General features: G+C 73.4%; 15 protein-coding genes. 6 read left to right on the plus strand and 9 right to left on the minus strand.

The window, feature by feature from the left end; genetic code table 11:
• Together AB0C21_RS42545 and AB0C21_RS42550 are read right to left on the minus strand one after the other, a co-directional pair.
• Nucleotides 1–227, minus strand: a 227-nt coding sequence (locus AB0C21_RS42545) for a Cgl0159 family (beta/alpha)8-fold protein (protein WP_500212138.1), incomplete at its 3' end; no start/stop codon positions are given.
• 162 nt (nt 228–389) lie between these two features.
• Nucleotides 390–1,217, minus strand: a complete 828-nt coding sequence (locus tag AB0C21_RS42550; RefSeq protein ID WP_353818661.1) for an inositol monophosphatase family protein — start codon at nt 1,215–1,217, stop codon at nt 390–392.
• 151 nt (nt 1,218–1,368) lie between these two features.
• On the opposite strand from AB0C21_RS42550, the gene AB0C21_RS42555 reads away from it, so the two are divergent.
• Together AB0C21_RS42555 and AB0C21_RS42560 are read left to right on the plus strand one after the other, a co-directional pair.
• Nucleotides 1,369–2,394, plus strand: a complete 1,026-nt coding sequence (locus tag AB0C21_RS42555) for an SDR family oxidoreductase (protein ID WP_500212141.1) — start codon at nt 1,369–1,371, stop codon at nt 2,392–2,394.
• Between the two features lie 28 nt (nt 2,395–2,422).
• Nucleotides 2,423–4,228 carry a thiamine pyrophosphate-requiring protein gene (locus AB0C21_RS42560; protein WP_500212143.1) on the plus strand — a complete coding sequence of 602 codons (1,806 nt, stop codon included), beginning with the start codon at nt 2,423–2,425 and terminating at the stop codon, nt 4,226–4,228.
• A 36-nt stretch (nt 4,229–4,264) separates the two neighbouring features.
• Here the strand turns inward: AB0C21_RS42560 and AB0C21_RS42565 are convergent, their stop codons facing one another.
• The 5 genes from AB0C21_RS42565 to AB0C21_RS42585 all read right to left on the minus strand — a co-directional run bounded on the left by AB0C21_RS42565 (nt 4,265) and on the right by AB0C21_RS42585 (nt 9,367).
• Nucleotides 4,265–4,867 (minus strand): LOG family protein, encoded by a 603-nt coding sequence (locus tag AB0C21_RS42565; protein ID WP_500212145.1) that lies wholly within the window; start codon nt 4,865–4,867, stop codon nt 4,265–4,267.
• A gap of 92 nt (nt 4,868–4,959) precedes the next feature.
• A complete protein-coding gene (locus AB0C21_RS42570) occupies nt 4,960–6,621 on the minus strand; it encodes an ABC transporter permease (protein WP_500212147.1) in 1,662 nt (553 codons plus the stop codon).
• Nucleotides 6,618–7,529 carry an ABC transporter ATP-binding protein gene (locus tag AB0C21_RS42575; RefSeq protein WP_500212149.1) on the minus strand — a complete coding sequence of 304 codons (912 nt, stop codon included), beginning with the start codon at nt 7,527–7,529 and terminating at the stop codon, nt 6,618–6,620. The genes AB0C21_RS42570 and AB0C21_RS42575 overlap by 4 nt, the downstream gene beginning before the upstream one ends.
• Nucleotides 7,526–8,194 carry a TetR/AcrR family transcriptional regulator gene (locus tag AB0C21_RS42580; RefSeq protein ID WP_500212151.1) on the minus strand — a complete coding sequence of 223 codons (669 nt, stop codon included), beginning with the start codon at nt 8,192–8,194 and terminating at the stop codon, nt 7,526–7,528. Before AB0C21_RS42580 ends, AB0C21_RS42575 begins: the two co-directional genes overlap by 4 nt.
• 99 nt (nt 8,195–8,293) lie before the next feature.
• Nucleotides 8,294–9,367 carry a S1C family serine protease gene (locus AB0C21_RS42585; protein WP_500212153.1) on the minus strand — a complete coding sequence of 358 codons (1,074 nt, stop codon included), beginning with the start codon at nt 9,365–9,367 and terminating at the stop codon, nt 8,294–8,296.
• A 164-nt stretch (nt 9,368–9,531) separates the two neighbouring features.
• Here AB0C21_RS42585 and AB0C21_RS42590 point away from each other — a divergent pair, with 164 nt between their 5' ends.
• Complete coding sequence (locus AB0C21_RS42590; protein WP_500212155.1) at nt 9,532–9,957, plus strand: archease; 426 nt, start codon at nt 9,532–9,534, stop codon at nt 9,955–9,957.
• Nucleotides 9,958–9,978: 21 nt separating this feature from the next.
• Here AB0C21_RS42590 and AB0C21_RS42595 read toward each other — a convergent pair whose 3' ends face one another.
• Nucleotides 9,979–11,397: an RtcB family protein gene (locus tag AB0C21_RS42595; protein WP_500212157.1), complete on the minus strand. Its 1,419-nt coding sequence runs from the start codon at nt 11,395–11,397 to the stop codon at nt 9,979–9,981.
• A 94-nt stretch (nt 11,398–11,491) separates the two neighbouring features.
• On the opposite strand from AB0C21_RS42595, the gene AB0C21_RS42600 reads away from it, so the two are divergent.
• The 3 genes from AB0C21_RS42600 (at nt 11,492) to AB0C21_RS42610 (ending at nt 14,424) form a co-directional block, all read left to right on the plus strand.
• A complete protein-coding gene (locus tag AB0C21_RS42600) occupies nt 11,492–12,136 on the plus strand; it encodes a DUF6962 family protein (RefSeq protein ID WP_500212159.1) in 645 nt (214 codons plus the stop codon).
• Between the two features lie 205 nt (nt 12,137–12,341).
• Nucleotides 12,342–13,178, plus strand: coding sequence for a geranyl diphosphate 2-C-methyltransferase (locus AB0C21_RS42605; protein ID WP_500212160.1), 837 nt, complete (start codon nt 12,342–12,344; stop codon nt 13,176–13,178).
• Nucleotides 13,179–13,230: 52 nt separating this feature from the next.
• The gene (locus tag AB0C21_RS42610) at nt 13,231–14,424 is read left to right on the plus strand and encodes a family 2 encapsulin nanocompartment cargo protein terpene cyclase (RefSeq protein ID WP_500212162.1); all 1,194 of its coding nucleotides are present in this window, start codon (nt 13,231–13,233) and stop codon (nt 14,422–14,424) included.
• 39 nt (nt 14,425–14,463) lie between these two features.
• On the opposite strand, the gene AB0C21_RS42615 is transcribed toward AB0C21_RS42610, so the two are convergent.
• On the minus strand, nt 14,464–14,772 hold the full coding sequence (locus tag AB0C21_RS42615) for a DUF4190 domain-containing protein (RefSeq protein WP_500212164.1): 309 nt from the start codon (nt 14,770–14,772) through the stop codon (nt 14,464–14,466).
• Nucleotides 14,773–14,790: the final 18 nt, after the last annotated feature.

Below are 14,790 nucleotides of genomic sequence, written 5' to 3' on the forward strand. Positions count from 1 at the left end.
CCCCGATCGCCCATCGCCAGCGGATCACCACCGGCCGCCAGGGCGCCACGCGCCGGATGATCGGCGGCCAGCAGCATCAACCGCCCCGACTCCCCCAGCAGCGACCCCCGCCTGGCCCGCCGCCCGGCCGCCTCGGCGACCGCCTCCGGACGCACCGCCCGCACCTCGGCCAGCGCCGCGATCCGCGCGGCGCGTTCTCCCGGCACGGAACCCGTGCCGGGCGTCATCCCGCCACCCGCCGCACAAGCGCATCGATCATCGTTCACCGTCCCTGTCCGCGAAACGCGCGGCGCCGGGTCCGCGCCACCGGCCAGGCCGAGTCTCCTCAAGATCACGAACGGCTGTCAACGCGGCGCGGGGCGCCCCGCCGGCGCGCCCCGCCGCCATGCTCAGGACCCGGCGGGCTTGTAGTCCGCGACCTCGGCGATGACGGAGCCGGCCAGGTCGAAGCCGCCCACGCACGCCAGGTACCCGGGGGCCTCCCAGTCGTGCCCGCCGGGCTCGCCGCGGAGCGGCACGTACGTCCCGCCCGCCTGCCTGACCAGCAGCAGCCCGGCGGCGATGTCCCAGGCGTTGATGGACGAGTCGTAGGCCGCGTCGACCCATCCGGCGGCGACGTGCGCGAGGGTGAGGGCGGCGCTGCCCGGGCGGCGGACGGTGGCGAACGCGTCCACCATCCGGCCGTAGCGACGCAGCGCCTCCTCGCGCCCGAGGCTCAGGTCGTAGGCGCTCGGGTAGGAAGTGGCGACGACGGCGGTCTCGTCGCGGGTCGCGCCGCGGCTGCGGATCGGCTCGCCGTTGCAGGTGGCGCCGTCGAGCGAGGCTGTGAACATGTCCTCGCGGACCGGGTCGTACACCACGCCCGCCACCAGCTCGTCGCCGATGGCGGCGCCGATGGACACGCAGAAGAACGGCAGGCCGACGGCGAAGTTGGCCGTCCCGTCGATCGGGTCGACGAACCAGCGCAGGTCGCCGTCCCCGCCGCCCACGCCGCCCTCCTCGCCGACGACGACGCTGCCGGGGGTGTGCTCGGCCAGCACCTCGCGGATCGTCTCCTCCGCCGCCCGGTCGTGGACGGTGACCGGGTCGTGGATGTCGCGCTTGAGGTCGACCTCGGGGCGCGAGCGGAACGCCGTCCGCAGGCGGTCCCCGGTGGCGCGGGCGGCGAGTTCGGCGATCCCGGCGAGCTCCCGCGAGGCGGGGACATCGGCGCTCATTCTTCTCCTTCGGCGACGGCGGGGGCGCGAGTGCGCACATCACGACCGTATCCGAGGGCCGGCGGGCCCCGGCGGGGCCGTTGTTACAGAGCCCTCGACTCGGGCAGTGGGTCACTGTGCCGGATCCAGCGCCGCCGTCATGGGGATGAACATGAAGCAAAAGATCGGTAAGGGAACGGTCGTCGTGGTGACGGGAGCCTCCGGCGGCATCGGACGCGCCACCGCGGTGGCGTTCGCGCGCCGCGGGGCGCGGGTGGCCCTCCTGGCCCGCGGGGAGGAGGGGCTGCGCGGGGCCGCGGCGGACGTCGAGTCCGCCGGCGGGCGCGCGATGCCGATCAGCGTGGACGTGGCCGACGCCGGCGCGGTGGACGCGGCGGCGGAGGCGGCCGAGAGGGAGCTCGGGCCGATCGACGTGTGGGTCAACGTGGCGTTCTCCTCGGTGTTCGCGCCGTTCTGGGAGATCGAGCCCGAGGAGTTCAAGCGGACCACCGAGGTCACCTACCTCGGCTACGTCAACGGCACGAGGGCCGCGCTCAGGCGGATGATGCCGCGCGACCGCGGCGTGATCGTCCAGTGCGGGTCGGCGCTGGCCTACCGCGGCATCCCCCTGCAGAGCGCGTACTGCGGCTCCAAGCACGCCGTGCAGGGGCTGCACGACTCGCTGCGGGCGGAGCTGATGCACGAGCGCAGCGGCGTGAAGGTGACGATGGTGCAGATGCCGGCGGTCAACACCCCGCAGTTCGACTGGGTGCTGAACCGGCTGCCGCGCCGCCCGCAGCCCGTCCCGCCCATCTACCAGCCGGAGATCGCGGCGGACGCGCTCGTGCACGCCGCCGAGCACCCGCGCCGCCGGGAGTACTGGGTCGGGGGCAGCACGGTCGGCACGATCCTCGCCGACAAGTTCGCGACGGGGCTGCTGGACCGCTACCTGGCCCGGACGGGCTTCAAGTCCCAGCAGACCGAGAAGCGGACGAGGCCGGACCAGCCGGCGAACCTGTGGGAGCCCGCGGACGCCGCGGGCGACCGCGACCACGGCAGCCACGGGCGGTTCGACGAGCAGGCGCACGCCAGGAGCCCGCAGGTGTGGGCGGGGCGGCACAAGTACCTGGTCGGGGCCGCGACGGCCGGGGCCGCGGCGGGGGCCGCAGCGGGCGCGGCCAGGCTGCTGCGGCGATGACGGACCGATGACGACGAAGGAGACAGCGATGGCGCAGCAAGTGGCCGACTACGTGCTCCAGCGGCTGACCGACTGGGGTGTGGAGCGCGTCTACGGATACCCGGGCGACGGCATCAACGGGATGCTCGGCGCGTTCGACCGCGCGGAGGGGAAGCCGGAGTTCATCCAGACGCGGCACGAGGAGATGGCCGCGTTCATGGCCTGCGGCCACGCGAAGTTCACCGGCGAGGTCGGCGTGTGCGCGGCGACGTCCGGGCCGGGCGCGATCCACCTGCTGAACGGCCTGTACGACGCGAAGCTGGACCACCAGCCGGTCGTCGCGATCGTCGGGCAGCAGAAGCGCCTGGCGCAGGGCACGCACTACCAGCAGGAGGTCAACCTCGAGAACCTTTTCTCCGACGTCTCGGAGTACTGCCAGATCGTCATGCACCCCGGCCAGATGCGGCACGTCATCGACCGGGCGTTCAAGACGGCCCTGACCACCCGCGGCGTCGCGACGATCATCATTCCGGAGGACGTCCAGGAGTCCGACGCGGTGCCGTCGCCCCCCAAGGAGCACGGCTCGGTCTACTCCAGCGTGGGGTGGAGCCGGCCGCGGGTGCTGCCGGACCCGGAGGAGCTGCGCAAGGCCGCCGACATCCTCAACGAGGGGCAGAAGGTCGCGATGCTCATCGGCCAGGGCGCCGCGAACGCCGAGGCCGAGGTGATCGAGACGGCCGAGCTGCTCGGCGCCGGCATCGCCAAGGCGCTGCTCGGCCGCGAGGTCGTCCCGGACGACCTGCCGTTCGTCACCGGCCCGATCGGCCTGCTCGGCTCCAAGGCCAGCGACGAGATGATGATGAACTGCGACACGCTGTTCATGATCGGCACGAGCTTCCCGTACGCCGAGTGGCTGCCGGACGAGGGCAGCTGCAAGGGCGTGGAGATCGACATCGACGGCCGCATGATCGGCATCCGCTACCCGATGGACGCGCACGTCGTCGGGGACGCCAAGGAGACGCTCCGGGAGCTGATCCCGCTGCTGCGGCGCAAGGAGGACCGCTCCTGGCGGGAGGAGATCGAGGAGAACGTCCGCGCCTGGAACACGGTCATGGAGAAGCGGGCGGGCCAGAGCTTCGACGGCAAGATCAACCCGCAGGCCGTCGCGCACGAGCTGTCCCCGCTCCTGCCCGACGACGTCATCCTCACCGCCGACTCCGGCTCGGGCACCAACTGGTGGGCCCGGCACATCAAGCTCCGGGACGGCATGAAGGCCTCCCTGTCGGGGACCCTGGCCACGATGGGGCCCGGCGTCCCGTACGCGATCGCGGCGCGGTTCGCCTACCCCGACCGCCCGGTGATCGCGTTCGTCGGGGACGGGGCGTTCCAGATGAACGGCATGAACGAGATGATCACCGTGAAGCGGTACGCCGACCGGATGGCCGGCGCGGCGCCGCTGATCTTCGCGATCTTCAACAACCAGGACCTCAACCAGGTGACCTGGGAGCAGCGCGCGATGGGCGGCGACCCGAAGTACGAGGGCTCGCAGAGCATCCCCGACTTCCCCTACGCCAAGTTCGCCGAGCTGGCGGGGCTCAAGGGCATCTACTGCGACGATCCGAAGAAGGTCACCGAGGCCTGGCAGGAGGCTCTTGCAAGCGACGGCCCGGTGGTCCTGGAGTTCGTGGTGGACAACGAGATCGCCCCGATCCCGCCGCACATCATGAAGGACCAGGCGAAGAAGGCCGTCAAGGCCGGCATCAAGGACCCGCAGAAGGTCGGCATCGCGGCCCGCGGCTTCCGTCAGAAGCTCACCGAGATGTACGAGAACATGCCGGGCCGCAAGCACGACTGACGGTGCCGCGGGCCGCCGGAGCCGGTCGGCCGCGGGTCAGAGTTCGGCCTCCGCGTAGTCCTCGGGGGAGAACTCGATGCGGGGCTGCGCCCGCTCCAGGAGGTCGAACGCCTCGGGGACGGTGCTCGTCCAGCCGATGGCGTCCCAGATCTTGGGGCGGGCGAAGCCCTGGTCGGTGAGGCCCACCATCAGCTCGCGCAGCGGCTCGTAGACGCCGGTCGGGTCGAGGATGACCACGGGCTTGTCGTGCATGGCGAGGACGCGGGCCGTCCACACCTCGAACAGCTCCTCCAGCGTGCCGATGCCGCCGGGCAGGATGAGGAACGCGTCGCTGCGCCTGTCCATCTCGCCCTTGCGGGTCCGCATGTCGGCGGTGACGACCAGTTCGTCGTTGTCCTCGTCGGAGATCTCGACGCTGACCAGCCCCTCGGGGATCACGCCGACCGTGCGGGCGCCGCCGGCCCGCGCGGCGCGGGCGACGGCGCCCATGCACGACACCTGGGCGCCGCCGCTGACGAGGCTGTGGCCGCGCCGGGCCAGCTCGGCGCCGACCTCGGCGGCGAGGTCGACGTAACGGCGGTCGATCTTGCCGCTGGACGAGCAGAACACGCATACGGCGAGGGGCTTTCGGGATTTCACCGGGCCAATCTAACGGCTGGCTCCGAAAGAGGCCCGTCGATTTTCCGCCGCAGGTGGCCTCTCCCCCGGTGACAGGGGTCTCACCCGAGGGGTCACCCGGTGGAGAGGTCCCTGCGCCGGAATCCGATCAGGCCGAGCGCCGACAGCACGGCCGCGACCGCGAGGAGCCAGAGCAGCGGCGCGGGCGTGAACTCGTGCCCCGGCAGCTTCGGGACGTGGCTGAACGGCGAGACGTCCAGGGCCCACTGGTCGAGGCCGAGCCCGGCTCCGAAGAGCGTCACGACCGCGAAGACCCCGACCGCGGCCCAGGCGGCGCCGGCGGTGATCCTCGGGGCGAGGCCGAAGAGCGCGAGCGCGATCGCCGCGACCAGCCAGACGGCGGGCAGCTGCGCGAGCGCGGCGCCGAGGACGCGCGGCACCACGCGGCCCGGGTCGCCGGTGTCCACGCCGTGCGCCAGCCCGGCGGCCAGGCCCGCGACGGCGAGCAGCGCGACCGGCCCGAGCAGCGCGAAGACCAGGTGGCCGGCCGCCCACCGCAGCCGCCCGACGGGGGTGGCGAGCAGCGGCTCGGCGCGCTGCCCGGTCTCCTCGGTGCGCAGCCGCAGCGTGGCCGAGACGGCGTAGGCGGAGGCGATCAGGCCGAGCATGCCCACGATCGAGGCGAAGTAGGCGTCGGTGATCCCGCCCTGCCCGCCGAGCCGGGTGAAGATCTTCTCCAGGTCGGGGTTGTCCTTCACCATGTCGCCGACGCCGCCCGCGACCGCGCCGTACACGACGCCGAGCGCGGCGAACCCGGCGAGCCACCCGTACAGGGCGCGGCTCTGCAGCCGCCAGCCGAGCCCGAGCGGCCCGGACAGCAGGCGCGGCGCGTCGGCGGGGCCGAGCTTCGGCGGCAGCACTCCCGCGCCCACGTCCCGGCGGGCCGACAGCACGCCCGCGGCGGCGACGAGGGCGGCGGTGAGCGCGGCGACGAGCGCGAGCGTCCACCAGCGCTCCCCGCCGTAGGCGCGCAGGCGGTTCTCCCAGCCGAGCGGGGACAGCCAGCCCAGCCACGACAGCCCGTTGCCCGCGCCGCCGACGTCGGCGGCCATCCGGACCACGAACGCGGCGCCGAGCGCGGCGATCGCCGTTCCCCTGGCGGCGCCGGCGCCCTCGCTGAGCTGGGCGGTGACGCCCGCGACGGCGGCGAAGACGCATCCGGCGGCGGCCAGTTGCAGGCCGAACGCCAGCGAGCCCGCGACCGGCAGGCCCTGGGCCACCAGGCCCGCGGTGAGCAGGGCGCCGAGCGCGAGGTCGGCCGCCATGGTCACGATGAGCGCGGCGGCCAGGCCGGCGCCGCGCCCGGTGACGGTGGCGCCGAGCAGCTCGCGGCGGCCCGCCTCCTCCTCGGTCCGGGTGTGCCGGACGACGGTCAGCGCGCTGATCAGCGCGACGACCACCGGGAGGAAGCCGGAGCGCTGGGCGATGATGCCGCCCAGGCCGGAGTCGTACAGCGGCCCGTACAGGGCGAGGAACGTCGGGTTCGTCCCTGTCGTCTGCGCGTACTTGAGGCGCTCGGCGGCCGTCGGGTAGAGGCTCTCGGTGGCCGCCACGAAGTTGATCGGGATCAGCGCGAGCACGATCACCCAGGACGGCAGCAGGAACCGGTCGCGCCGCAGGATCAGCCGGACCAGCCCGCCGGTCCCGGTGAGCCCGCGCATCGGGGTCGCGCGGGAGGGCGCGGCCGGCCGCGCCTCCTGGACCGTGGCGCTCATCGCGTCGCCTCCGGGGCGAGTTCGTCCTTGTAGTGGCGCAGGAAGAGCTCCTCCAGCGTCGGCGGGCGGCTGCTGAGGCTCCGCACGCCGAGCTCGGTCAGCTGCCGCAGCGCCGAGTCGAGCTCGGCGGTGTCCACCTCGAAGCGGATCTTGTTGCCGTCGACGTGGACGTCGTGGGCGCCGGGCAGCGGCAGCCCGTCCGGCGGTGACGCCAGCTCGGCGTCGATGGACGTGCGGGTCAGGTGCCGCAGCTCGGCCAGCGTCCCGGACTCGACCGCGACGCCCTTGCGGATGATCGTCACCCGGTCGCACAGCGCCTCGACCTCGGAGAGGATGTGGCTGGACAGCAGCACCGTCCGGCCGTCCCGCCGTTCCTCTCTTACGCACTCCTGGAACACCTCCTCCATGAGGGGGTCCAGGCCAGAGGTGGGCTCGTCGAACAGCAGCAGCTCGGCGTCGGACGCCAGCGCGGCGACGAGCCCGACCTTCTGCCGGTTGCCCTTCGAGTAGGCGCGGCCCTTCTTGCGCGGGTCGAGCTCGAACCGGTCGAGCAGCTCGGCCTTGCGGCGCGCGTTCACGCCGCCCCGCATCCGGCCGAGCAGGTCGATCACCTCGCCGCCGGAGAGGTTCGGCCACAGCGTGACGTCGCCGGGGACGTAGGCGAGCCGGCGGTGCAGCTCGGTCGCGTCCCGCCACGGGTCGCCGCCGAGCAGCCGGACGGTGCCGCCGTCGGCGCGCAGCAGGCCGAGCAGGACGCGGATGGTGGTCGACTTCCCGGCGCCGTTCGGGCCGAGGAAGCCGTGCACCTCACCAGGGTTGACGGTCAGGTCGAGGCCGTCGAGCGCGCGGGTCCGGCCGAAGGTCTTGACCAGTCCGGAGACGGATATGGGGGGCGTGTTCGGGGTCACCGGTCCTCCTCGTCGAGGGGCCGCCCGCCGGCGGCGGGCAGGTTCTTCAGTGCGGCGCGCGTCTGCGCGACCAGTTCGGGCGACAGGAGCCGGTCGTCGAGGACGTCCAGCATCGCCAGCGCCATCCGGGGGTAGCCGTCGCCCATCAGGACGTCGGCGCCGAGCGACCGGGACATGTGCTCGTGCAGGACGATCAGGCCGAAGCTCATGCCGGTCATGACCGTCGCGTAGCCGTGCAGGTCGTCGGTGGCCGGCTTGGCCATGCCGGGCGCGCCGCGCGCGAGCATCTCCTCGCTGAACGCGACGGCCTCGTCGAAGAGCGCCGCCGCGGCCGCCGAGCCGTCGGCCAGGGCGCGGGCCATGTAGCGCTGGATCGGCCGGGCCGTCCGCATGGCGATCGAGAGGAAGCTCGGGTTGGCCATCCCGCCCTGCAGCGCCTCCTGCTTGGTCTCGCGGATGACCTCGATCACGTGCTCGTCGCAGGCCGCGCGCAGCGCCTCCTTCGTCCCGTAGTGGTGCTGGACGAGGGCGGGCGACACCCCGGCGGCCTTCGCGATGCCCCGGATCGTCGCGCCCTTCACTCCGTGCTCGGCGAACTCCAGCAGGGCCGCGTCCCTGATCCGGGCGCGCCCAGTCAGGTCCTCGGCCCGCTCGTGCGGTGCCATTCCCACCCCTGTACCGATGTTCAGCAACCTATACGCTTGTACACTGTACTCGCGTACAGGTCGCCGTCAACCCGGTACGGGGACCCGCGGCCCGGGAGGTCAGCCGCCCCCGGGCAGCTGGCCGAGCGTCACCTGGACCTGCCTCTTCGAGCCGTCCGACTTCTGGATCTCGACCTTCACCTTGTCGCCGGGCTTGAGGTTCGCCAGGACGGTGGTCAACGCGCTCTGGTCGGGCGTCGCGGTGCCGTTCACCGAGAGGATCAGGTCGCCCGGCCGGATCCCCGCCGCGGCCGCCCCGCCGCCCTTCTGCACCTCCACGACGGCGACCGACCGGCGGCCGGTCTGCGGGTCGACGATCGTCCGCACCACGACGCCGAGCGCGGCGCGGCCGGAGTTCGAGACCTTCCCCGACTCGATGAGCTGCGGGACGATCCGCTTGACGGTGTCGCTCGGCGTCGCGAACCCGATGCCGGGCGCCGCGGCGCCGATCTGCGGGTCGGACGCCGCCGCGGTGGGGATGCCGATCACCTGGCCGTCGAGCGTGACCAGGGCGCCGCCGCTGTTGCCCGGGTTGATGTCCGCGCTCGTCTGGATGGCGTCGGCGATCGTGGACCCCTGGAAGGAGCCCTCCCCCTTGGTCGACACCGTGCGGTGCAGCGCGGAGACGATCCCGTTCGTCACGCTCCCGGAGAGGCCGAGCGGGTTGCCCATCGCGAGGACGATCTGCCCGACCCGCGCCTTGCCCGACTCGCCCCACGAGGCCGGTTTCAGCGACCCGCCCTTCACCCGGACGACGGCCAGGTCGTCGGCGGCGAACGCGCCGACCAGGGAGGCGTTCGCCGGGGACCCGCCGCCGGAGGAGGTGACCTCGATCTTCCTCGCCCCGGCGACCACGTGGGCGTTGGTGACGATGTCCCCCTGGGCGTCGAAGACGACGCCCGACCCCTCCCCCTGATCGGTCTGGATCTTCACGACCGACGGGAGGACGGCGTCCACGACCCTCTCGTACTGCCGCTCCAGGTCCGTTCCCGCCCCCGAGACCGGCGGCGACGTCTGGCCCGACGCGGTGTTCCCGGCGTTCTCGGCGTTCTCGGTGCCGCCGCTGCATCCGGCGAGCACCAGAGCCCCCGCCGCGGCCGCCGCGCACGCCTTCGTCCTCGCGTTCCTGTCCACAGTCCACCTCCAGAGGGGACACTTCCCGTCCGCGGAGGGCGAGGCGCCGCGCGGGTCATGATTTTGCGTCACCATGCCGCTCGCCCGGGGCCCAGATGATCTTCGAGCGGGAACGGCGCGCCCGGCGCCGTTTCGCCTGGCCGCGGCCGGGTAGCCGTCCGGTCATGTCGCATCCCGGGAGCGGGCATCGCGGCGTCCCGCACACCGCGGACCTGCGGATCGAGGCGTGGGGGCCGACGCGGGAGCGCTGCGTCACCGAGGCGGTGGCCGGGCTGGTGGAGTCGTTCGCCGACGTCTCAGGGGTCCGCCCGGCGGGCGAGATCCGGATGGACGTGCCGCCGGGACCCGACGCGGACCTGCTCGTGGCCGTGCTGGACGAGGTGATCTACCGCCTGGACGTGGACGGCGTCCTCGCCCTGGCCGCCGAGATCGCCGAGGCGCCGGGCGGCGGGCTCACCGCCCGGCTGCCGACCGGGGACGCGGCGGAGGCGGCCGGGACGGGAGCGGTGCCCAAGGCGGTGTCGCTGCACGACCTGCGCTTCGGCCGGGACGCCCGCGGCTGGTCCTGCGCCGTGACCATCGATGTGTGACCGGCGCGCGTGACCGGCGGGTCAGCCCTTGACGACGCCCAGCGGGACGAGGCGGGCGACCTTGCGGCAGAGCCCAGCGCCCTCGCCCGCCTCGACCACGGCGGACACGTCCTTGTAGGCGTCCGGCGCCTCCTCGGCCAGGCCGCGCCACGACGACGGCCGCACCGCGATGCCCTGCTCCTCCAGCGTCGACCGCAACTGCTTGCCGCTGACGCCGCGAGCGGCCTGATGGCGGCTCTGCGTGCGTCCGGCGCCGTGGCACGTGGAGGAGAACGCGGGCCCGCCCGGCACGCCCGTCAGGACGTAGGACGAGGTGCCCATCGTCCCCGGGATCAGCACCGGCTGACCGGCCTCGCGCAGGTCGGGCGGCAGATCGTGATGGCCGGGCGGAAGCGCGCGGGTGGCCCCCTTGCGGTGCACGCACAGCCGGCGCCGCCGTCCGTCCACGGCGTGCTCTTCGAGCTTGGCCAGGTTGTGCGAGACGTCGTAGACCAGGTCGAGCCGGGCGCCCGCGACCCGCTGGAACACCCGGCGCGCCGCCTCGGTGAGCAGCTGCCGGTTGGCGCGGCCGTAGTTGGCCGCCGCCGCCATCGCGCCGAGATAGGCGCGGCCCTCGGCGGAGTCGACCGGGGCGCAGGCGAGCTGCCGGTCGGGCACCTCGATGCCGTACCGCGGCATCGCCCGCTCCATCGCCCGGACGTGGTCGGTGCAGATCTGGTGGCCGAGCCCCCGCGAGCCGCAGTGGATCATGACGCAGACCTGCCCGGTCCGCAGCCCGAACACCTCGGCCACGTCCGCGTCGTACACCTCGTCGACCCGCTGCACCTCCAGGAAGTGGTTGCCGGAGCCGAGGCTGCCGACCTGGCGGGCGCCGCGCTCGACGGCCCGCTCGCTCACCGGGCCGGGGTCGGCGTCGGCGACGGCCCCGCCGTCCTCGCACCGGCGCAGGTCGCGCTCGTCCCCGTGGCCCTGCTCGACCGCGTACCGCGATCCACCGGTGAGGATGCCGGTCAGCTCCCGCCGTCCGGGCAGATGCCAGACCGCGCCCTTGCCCATGCCGCGCGGAATGACGGGGTCCAGGCCGTCCATCAGGTCTTGCAGGACGGGTCCGAGCCCGGCGGCGTCGATGTCCGCCGCGAGCAGCCTGACGCCGCACGAGATGTCGAACCCGACGCCCCCGGGCGAGACCACGCCGCCCTCGCGCGGGTCGGTCGCCGCCACGCCGCCGATCGGGAACCCGTACCCCAGGTGGATGTCGGGCATCGCGTAGGACGCCTCGACCACTCCCGGGAGCGTGGCGACGGCGGCGACCTGCCCGACCGCGTTGTCCGCGGGCGCCAGCAGCTCCCGCGACGCGAACACCACGCCGGGCACGCGCATGGCGCCCACCGGCTCGATCCGGAACCGGTACGGGCCGTCCTCGACCAGGTCGACGTCCACAAGGCGGGGCTACCCTCGGCCCCGCCCCTCATGCTCCCGGCGCGGCGGCGGCCGACCGAGGATCTCCGGAGACCGTGCCGGTAGCGTGCGGAACATGCTCGCCGAACCCGCGCCCGCACTGAGCGACCTCGCCCTCGGCCTGGTCGTGGTGGCGCTCGCGGTCCGGCTGGGACGGGCCCAGGCGGCGCATCCGCACTGGCGCAGGTCCTTCTGGTGGGCCGGGATCGCGGCGCTCGCGGGGTTCGTCCACCACGGCGTGGTCAAGTACTCCGAGCGGTGGTCGGGGGCGAGCTGGGCCCTGATCAGCGCCATGGTCGTCGTCGCGGTGTCCTACCTGCTGGCGGCCACCGTCGCCGAGGTGCTCGGCCCGCGCCACGGCAGGACGTTCTGGCTGCTGCGCTCGGTCGGGATCGGCGCCTACGCCGTCCTCGCGGTCACCGGCCACGCCGGGGTCGGCGCCCTGCTGGCCTGCGAGAGCCTGACGATGGTGTGCATCCTCGCGCTGTGGGGCTGGGCTGCCCTGCACCGCCACCCGATGGCCGGGCCGGTGATCGCCGCGCTGGGCGCCAGCGCCGCGGCGGCCGCGGCCAAGGCGATCGACCCGGGCCTCACCCGCCTCGTCGCCCTGGACCCGACGTCGGTCTACCACCTCGCCCAGATCGTCGGCATGGTGCTGCTCTACCTGGCAGTCAGCAACCCGCACCGCCAGGGCCGCGAGCCACGCCGCCTGCTCGGATAGCACGCCCCTGACCAGGCAGCACGCCTTTTCCGGACGGACCGCGCATCCCGGACGGCACGGGCGGCACGGGAGTGTCCGGGGTGGAACATTCCCCTTACGGGGGTGCCTTCCTTCTGTGCTGAACACCGCCCTTTCGGACACGGACGGTCACCGTTAGCTTTCAACCCGTGATCCGAACCCCCCGACCGCGTAAAGGAAAGCGTTCATGACGGCCATCGCCAGCGTCTACCAGCACGACGTCGCCACCTACTGGAACACCGAGCGCAACCCCGTCAACCTGCGCCTCGGCGACGTGTCCGGGATCTACCACCACCACTACGGGATCGGCGAGGTGGACTGGTCGGTCCTGGAGACCCCGGAGGACGCCCGCGAGCAGGCGATCATCACCGAGCTGCACCGGCTGGAGAACGCCCAGGCCCGGTTCCTGCTCGACCACCTCGGCGACATCCGGCCCGACCACCGGCTGCTGGACGCCGGCTCGGGGCGCGGCGGCTCCAGCATCATGGCCAACGCCGCCTTCGGCTGCCGGGTCGACGGCGTGTCGATCTCCCAGTCCCAGGTCGACTTCGCCAACGAGCAGGCCGCCGAGCGCGGCGTGTCGGACCGGGTCCGGTTCCACTTCAAGAACATGCTCGACACGGGCTTCGAGGCGGGCGCGTTCCAGGCGGTCTGGAACAACGAGTCGACGATGTACACCGTCCTCGACGACCTGTTCGCGGAGCACTCCCGGCTGCTCGCCCGCGGCGGCAGGTACGTCACCATCACCGGCTGCTACAACGACGTGTACGGGCTGCCGTCCAGGGCGGTGTCCACGATCAACGCCCACTACGTGTGCGACATCCACCCGCGCAGCGCCTACTTCCGCGCGATGGCCGCCAACCGGCTCGTGCCCGTCACCGTGGTCGACCTGACCGCCGACACGATCCCGTACTGGGAGCTGCGCGAGAAGTCGTCGGTCGCGACCGGCATCGAGGGCGCCTTCCTGGAGGCCTACCGCGACGGCAGCTTCCAGTACCTGCTCATCGCCGCCGATCGGATCTGACCCCCGTCAACGCCGGACCGGGCGCCTTCGGGCAGAGGTAGGTGAGCACTACATGGAAGCGACGCACCACGGGTGCAGCGGCCGCCACGCGCCGTACGGCCCGTCCGCGGAACCCCGCCCGGCGGGACCGTCCGGCCCCGGGACCGGCGCGGTGTCCCTGCCGTCGCTGATCGCCGCGGCGTGGCCCAGCCGGGAGGTGCCGTACGGCGACCTCCTGGCCGGGACGCATCCGCGTCCGGTCGGCGGCGGCGGGCCCGGCTACGTCGAGCGCGACTGGGGCGACGGGTCGCACTCGCCGCTGTACTGCCCGGTCGTCGAGCGCGTCGACGACGCCCTCGCCGCCGAGGTGGACGCCCGGCTGCTCGCCTGGGCGCGCGACCGCGGGTTCGACGACCACGAGCTCGACGCGCTGGGCAAGGCCGCCTTCGGGCGGCTGGTCACCCTCGCCCACCCCGACACCGACGACCCCGACGCCCTGCTCGTCGCCGCACAGCTGAACGCGGCCTGGTGGGCGGCCGACGACTACTACGCCGACGACACCGCGCTCGGCGCCGTGCCCGCGCGGCTGCCGCAGCGCCTCACGCTGGTGATGTCGGCCATGGACCCGGTCCCGCCGGCGGGCGAGTTCACCCCGCCGCTGCGCGAGGCCCTGCACGACGACCTCGTCCTGCGGATGCTCGGCTCGGCCGTCGGCCATCTGAGACGCCACGCGTCCCACGCCCAGGTCCAGCGCGTCTGCTACTCGACCTTCGCCATGTTCGTGAGCTGGACCGCCTACGCGGCCTGGCGCGAGACCGGCGAGCACCCGCCCGCCTGGGAGTACCTCGCGGCGCGCCAGCACGACAGCTTCTACACCTCGATGACGCTGATCGACGTCGTCGGCGGCTACGAGGTGCCGGGCCGGCTGTTCTACGATCCGCGCGTCCGCCGGGCCGCCTTCCGGGCCGGGACGGCGAGCGTGATCGTCAACGACCTGCACTCGGTGGCCAAGGACGCGGCCGACGAGAACCCGGTCTGCAACCTGGTCCTGCTGATCGCCGCCGACCGGGGCTGCTCGGTGGAGGAGGCGACCGAGGCCGCCGTGGGCCTCCACAACGACCTCGTCCGCGACTTCGAGGCCGGCCACCGGGACCTGGCGGCCGTCCCCTCCCCCGAGCTCCAGCGGTTCCTCCGCGGCCTGCGCGCCTGGATGGGCGGCGGCTTCGAATGGCACGCGACCAACCCGCGCTACCGCGAGCACGCCTGAGGGCCGGCCGGCCGGGGGCAGGTCAGACGACGCAGCGTGTCACCAGAGGTGGAAGGCGACGCCGTAGGCCCACACGGTGGTGCCCTGGATGCCCGCCCAAAGGCACGTGAAGAGATAGCCGAGGACCAGGCCCGCGGTCGCCCGGCCCCGGCCACCCTCGCCGGTCCGCCTGATCCGCCTGCGCGCGACGTGCCCCATGACGATCGCCACGACGGCGAACTGCCCGAAAGGAAGGAACCCGAGAACGCCCAGCACCATGCTCGCCGTCGCCAGACGGTACGCCGGGGCGTCGCCCGGGTTCGATGCGTTGTTCGGGTCCGACACGACCAGCTCGCCTTCAGGCCCCATGACAGTTCGACGCCCTGA

The sequence above is a fragment of the Spirillospora sp. NPDC049024 genome, from assembly GCF_040649235.1.
Taxonomy (GTDB): domain Bacteria; phylum Actinomycetota; class Actinomycetes; order Streptosporangiales; family Streptosporangiaceae; genus Spirillospora.

Coding starts and splice junctions, on each gene's coding strand:
- AB0C21_RS42550 (WP_353818661.1), bottom strand. CDS start 1,217: ATGAGCGCCGATGTCCCCGCCTCGCGGGAGCTCGCCGGGATCGCCGAA.
- AB0C21_RS42555 (WP_500212141.1), top strand. CDS start 1,369: ATGAAGCAAAAGATCGGTAAGGGAACGGTCGTCGTGGTGACGGGAGCC.
- AB0C21_RS42560 (WP_500212143.1), top strand. CDS start 2,423: ATGGCGCAGCAAGTGGCCGACTACGTGCTCCAGCGGCTGACCGACTGG.
- AB0C21_RS42570 (WP_500212147.1), bottom strand. CDS start 6,621: ATGAGCGCCACGGTCCAGGAGGCGCGGCCGGCCGCGCCCTCCCGCGCG.
- AB0C21_RS42580 (WP_500212151.1), bottom strand. CDS start 8,194: ATGGCACCGCACGAGCGGGCCGAGGACCTGACTGGGCGCGCCCGGATC.
- AB0C21_RS42590 (WP_500212155.1), top strand. CDS start 9,532: ATGTCGCATCCCGGGAGCGGGCATCGCGGCGTCCCGCACACCGCGGAC.
- AB0C21_RS42600 (WP_500212159.1), top strand. CDS start 11,492: ATGCTCGCCGAACCCGCGCCCGCACTGAGCGACCTCGCCCTCGGCCTG.
- AB0C21_RS42605 (WP_500212160.1), top strand. CDS start 12,342: ATGACGGCCATCGCCAGCGTCTACCAGCACGACGTCGCCACCTACTGG.
- AB0C21_RS42610 (WP_500212162.1), top strand. CDS start 13,231: ATGGAAGCGACGCACCACGGGTGCAGCGGCCGCCACGCGCCGTACGGC.
- AB0C21_RS42615 (WP_500212164.1), bottom strand. CDS start 14,772: ATGGGGCCTGAAGGCGAGCTGGTCGTGTCGGACCCGAACAACGCATCG.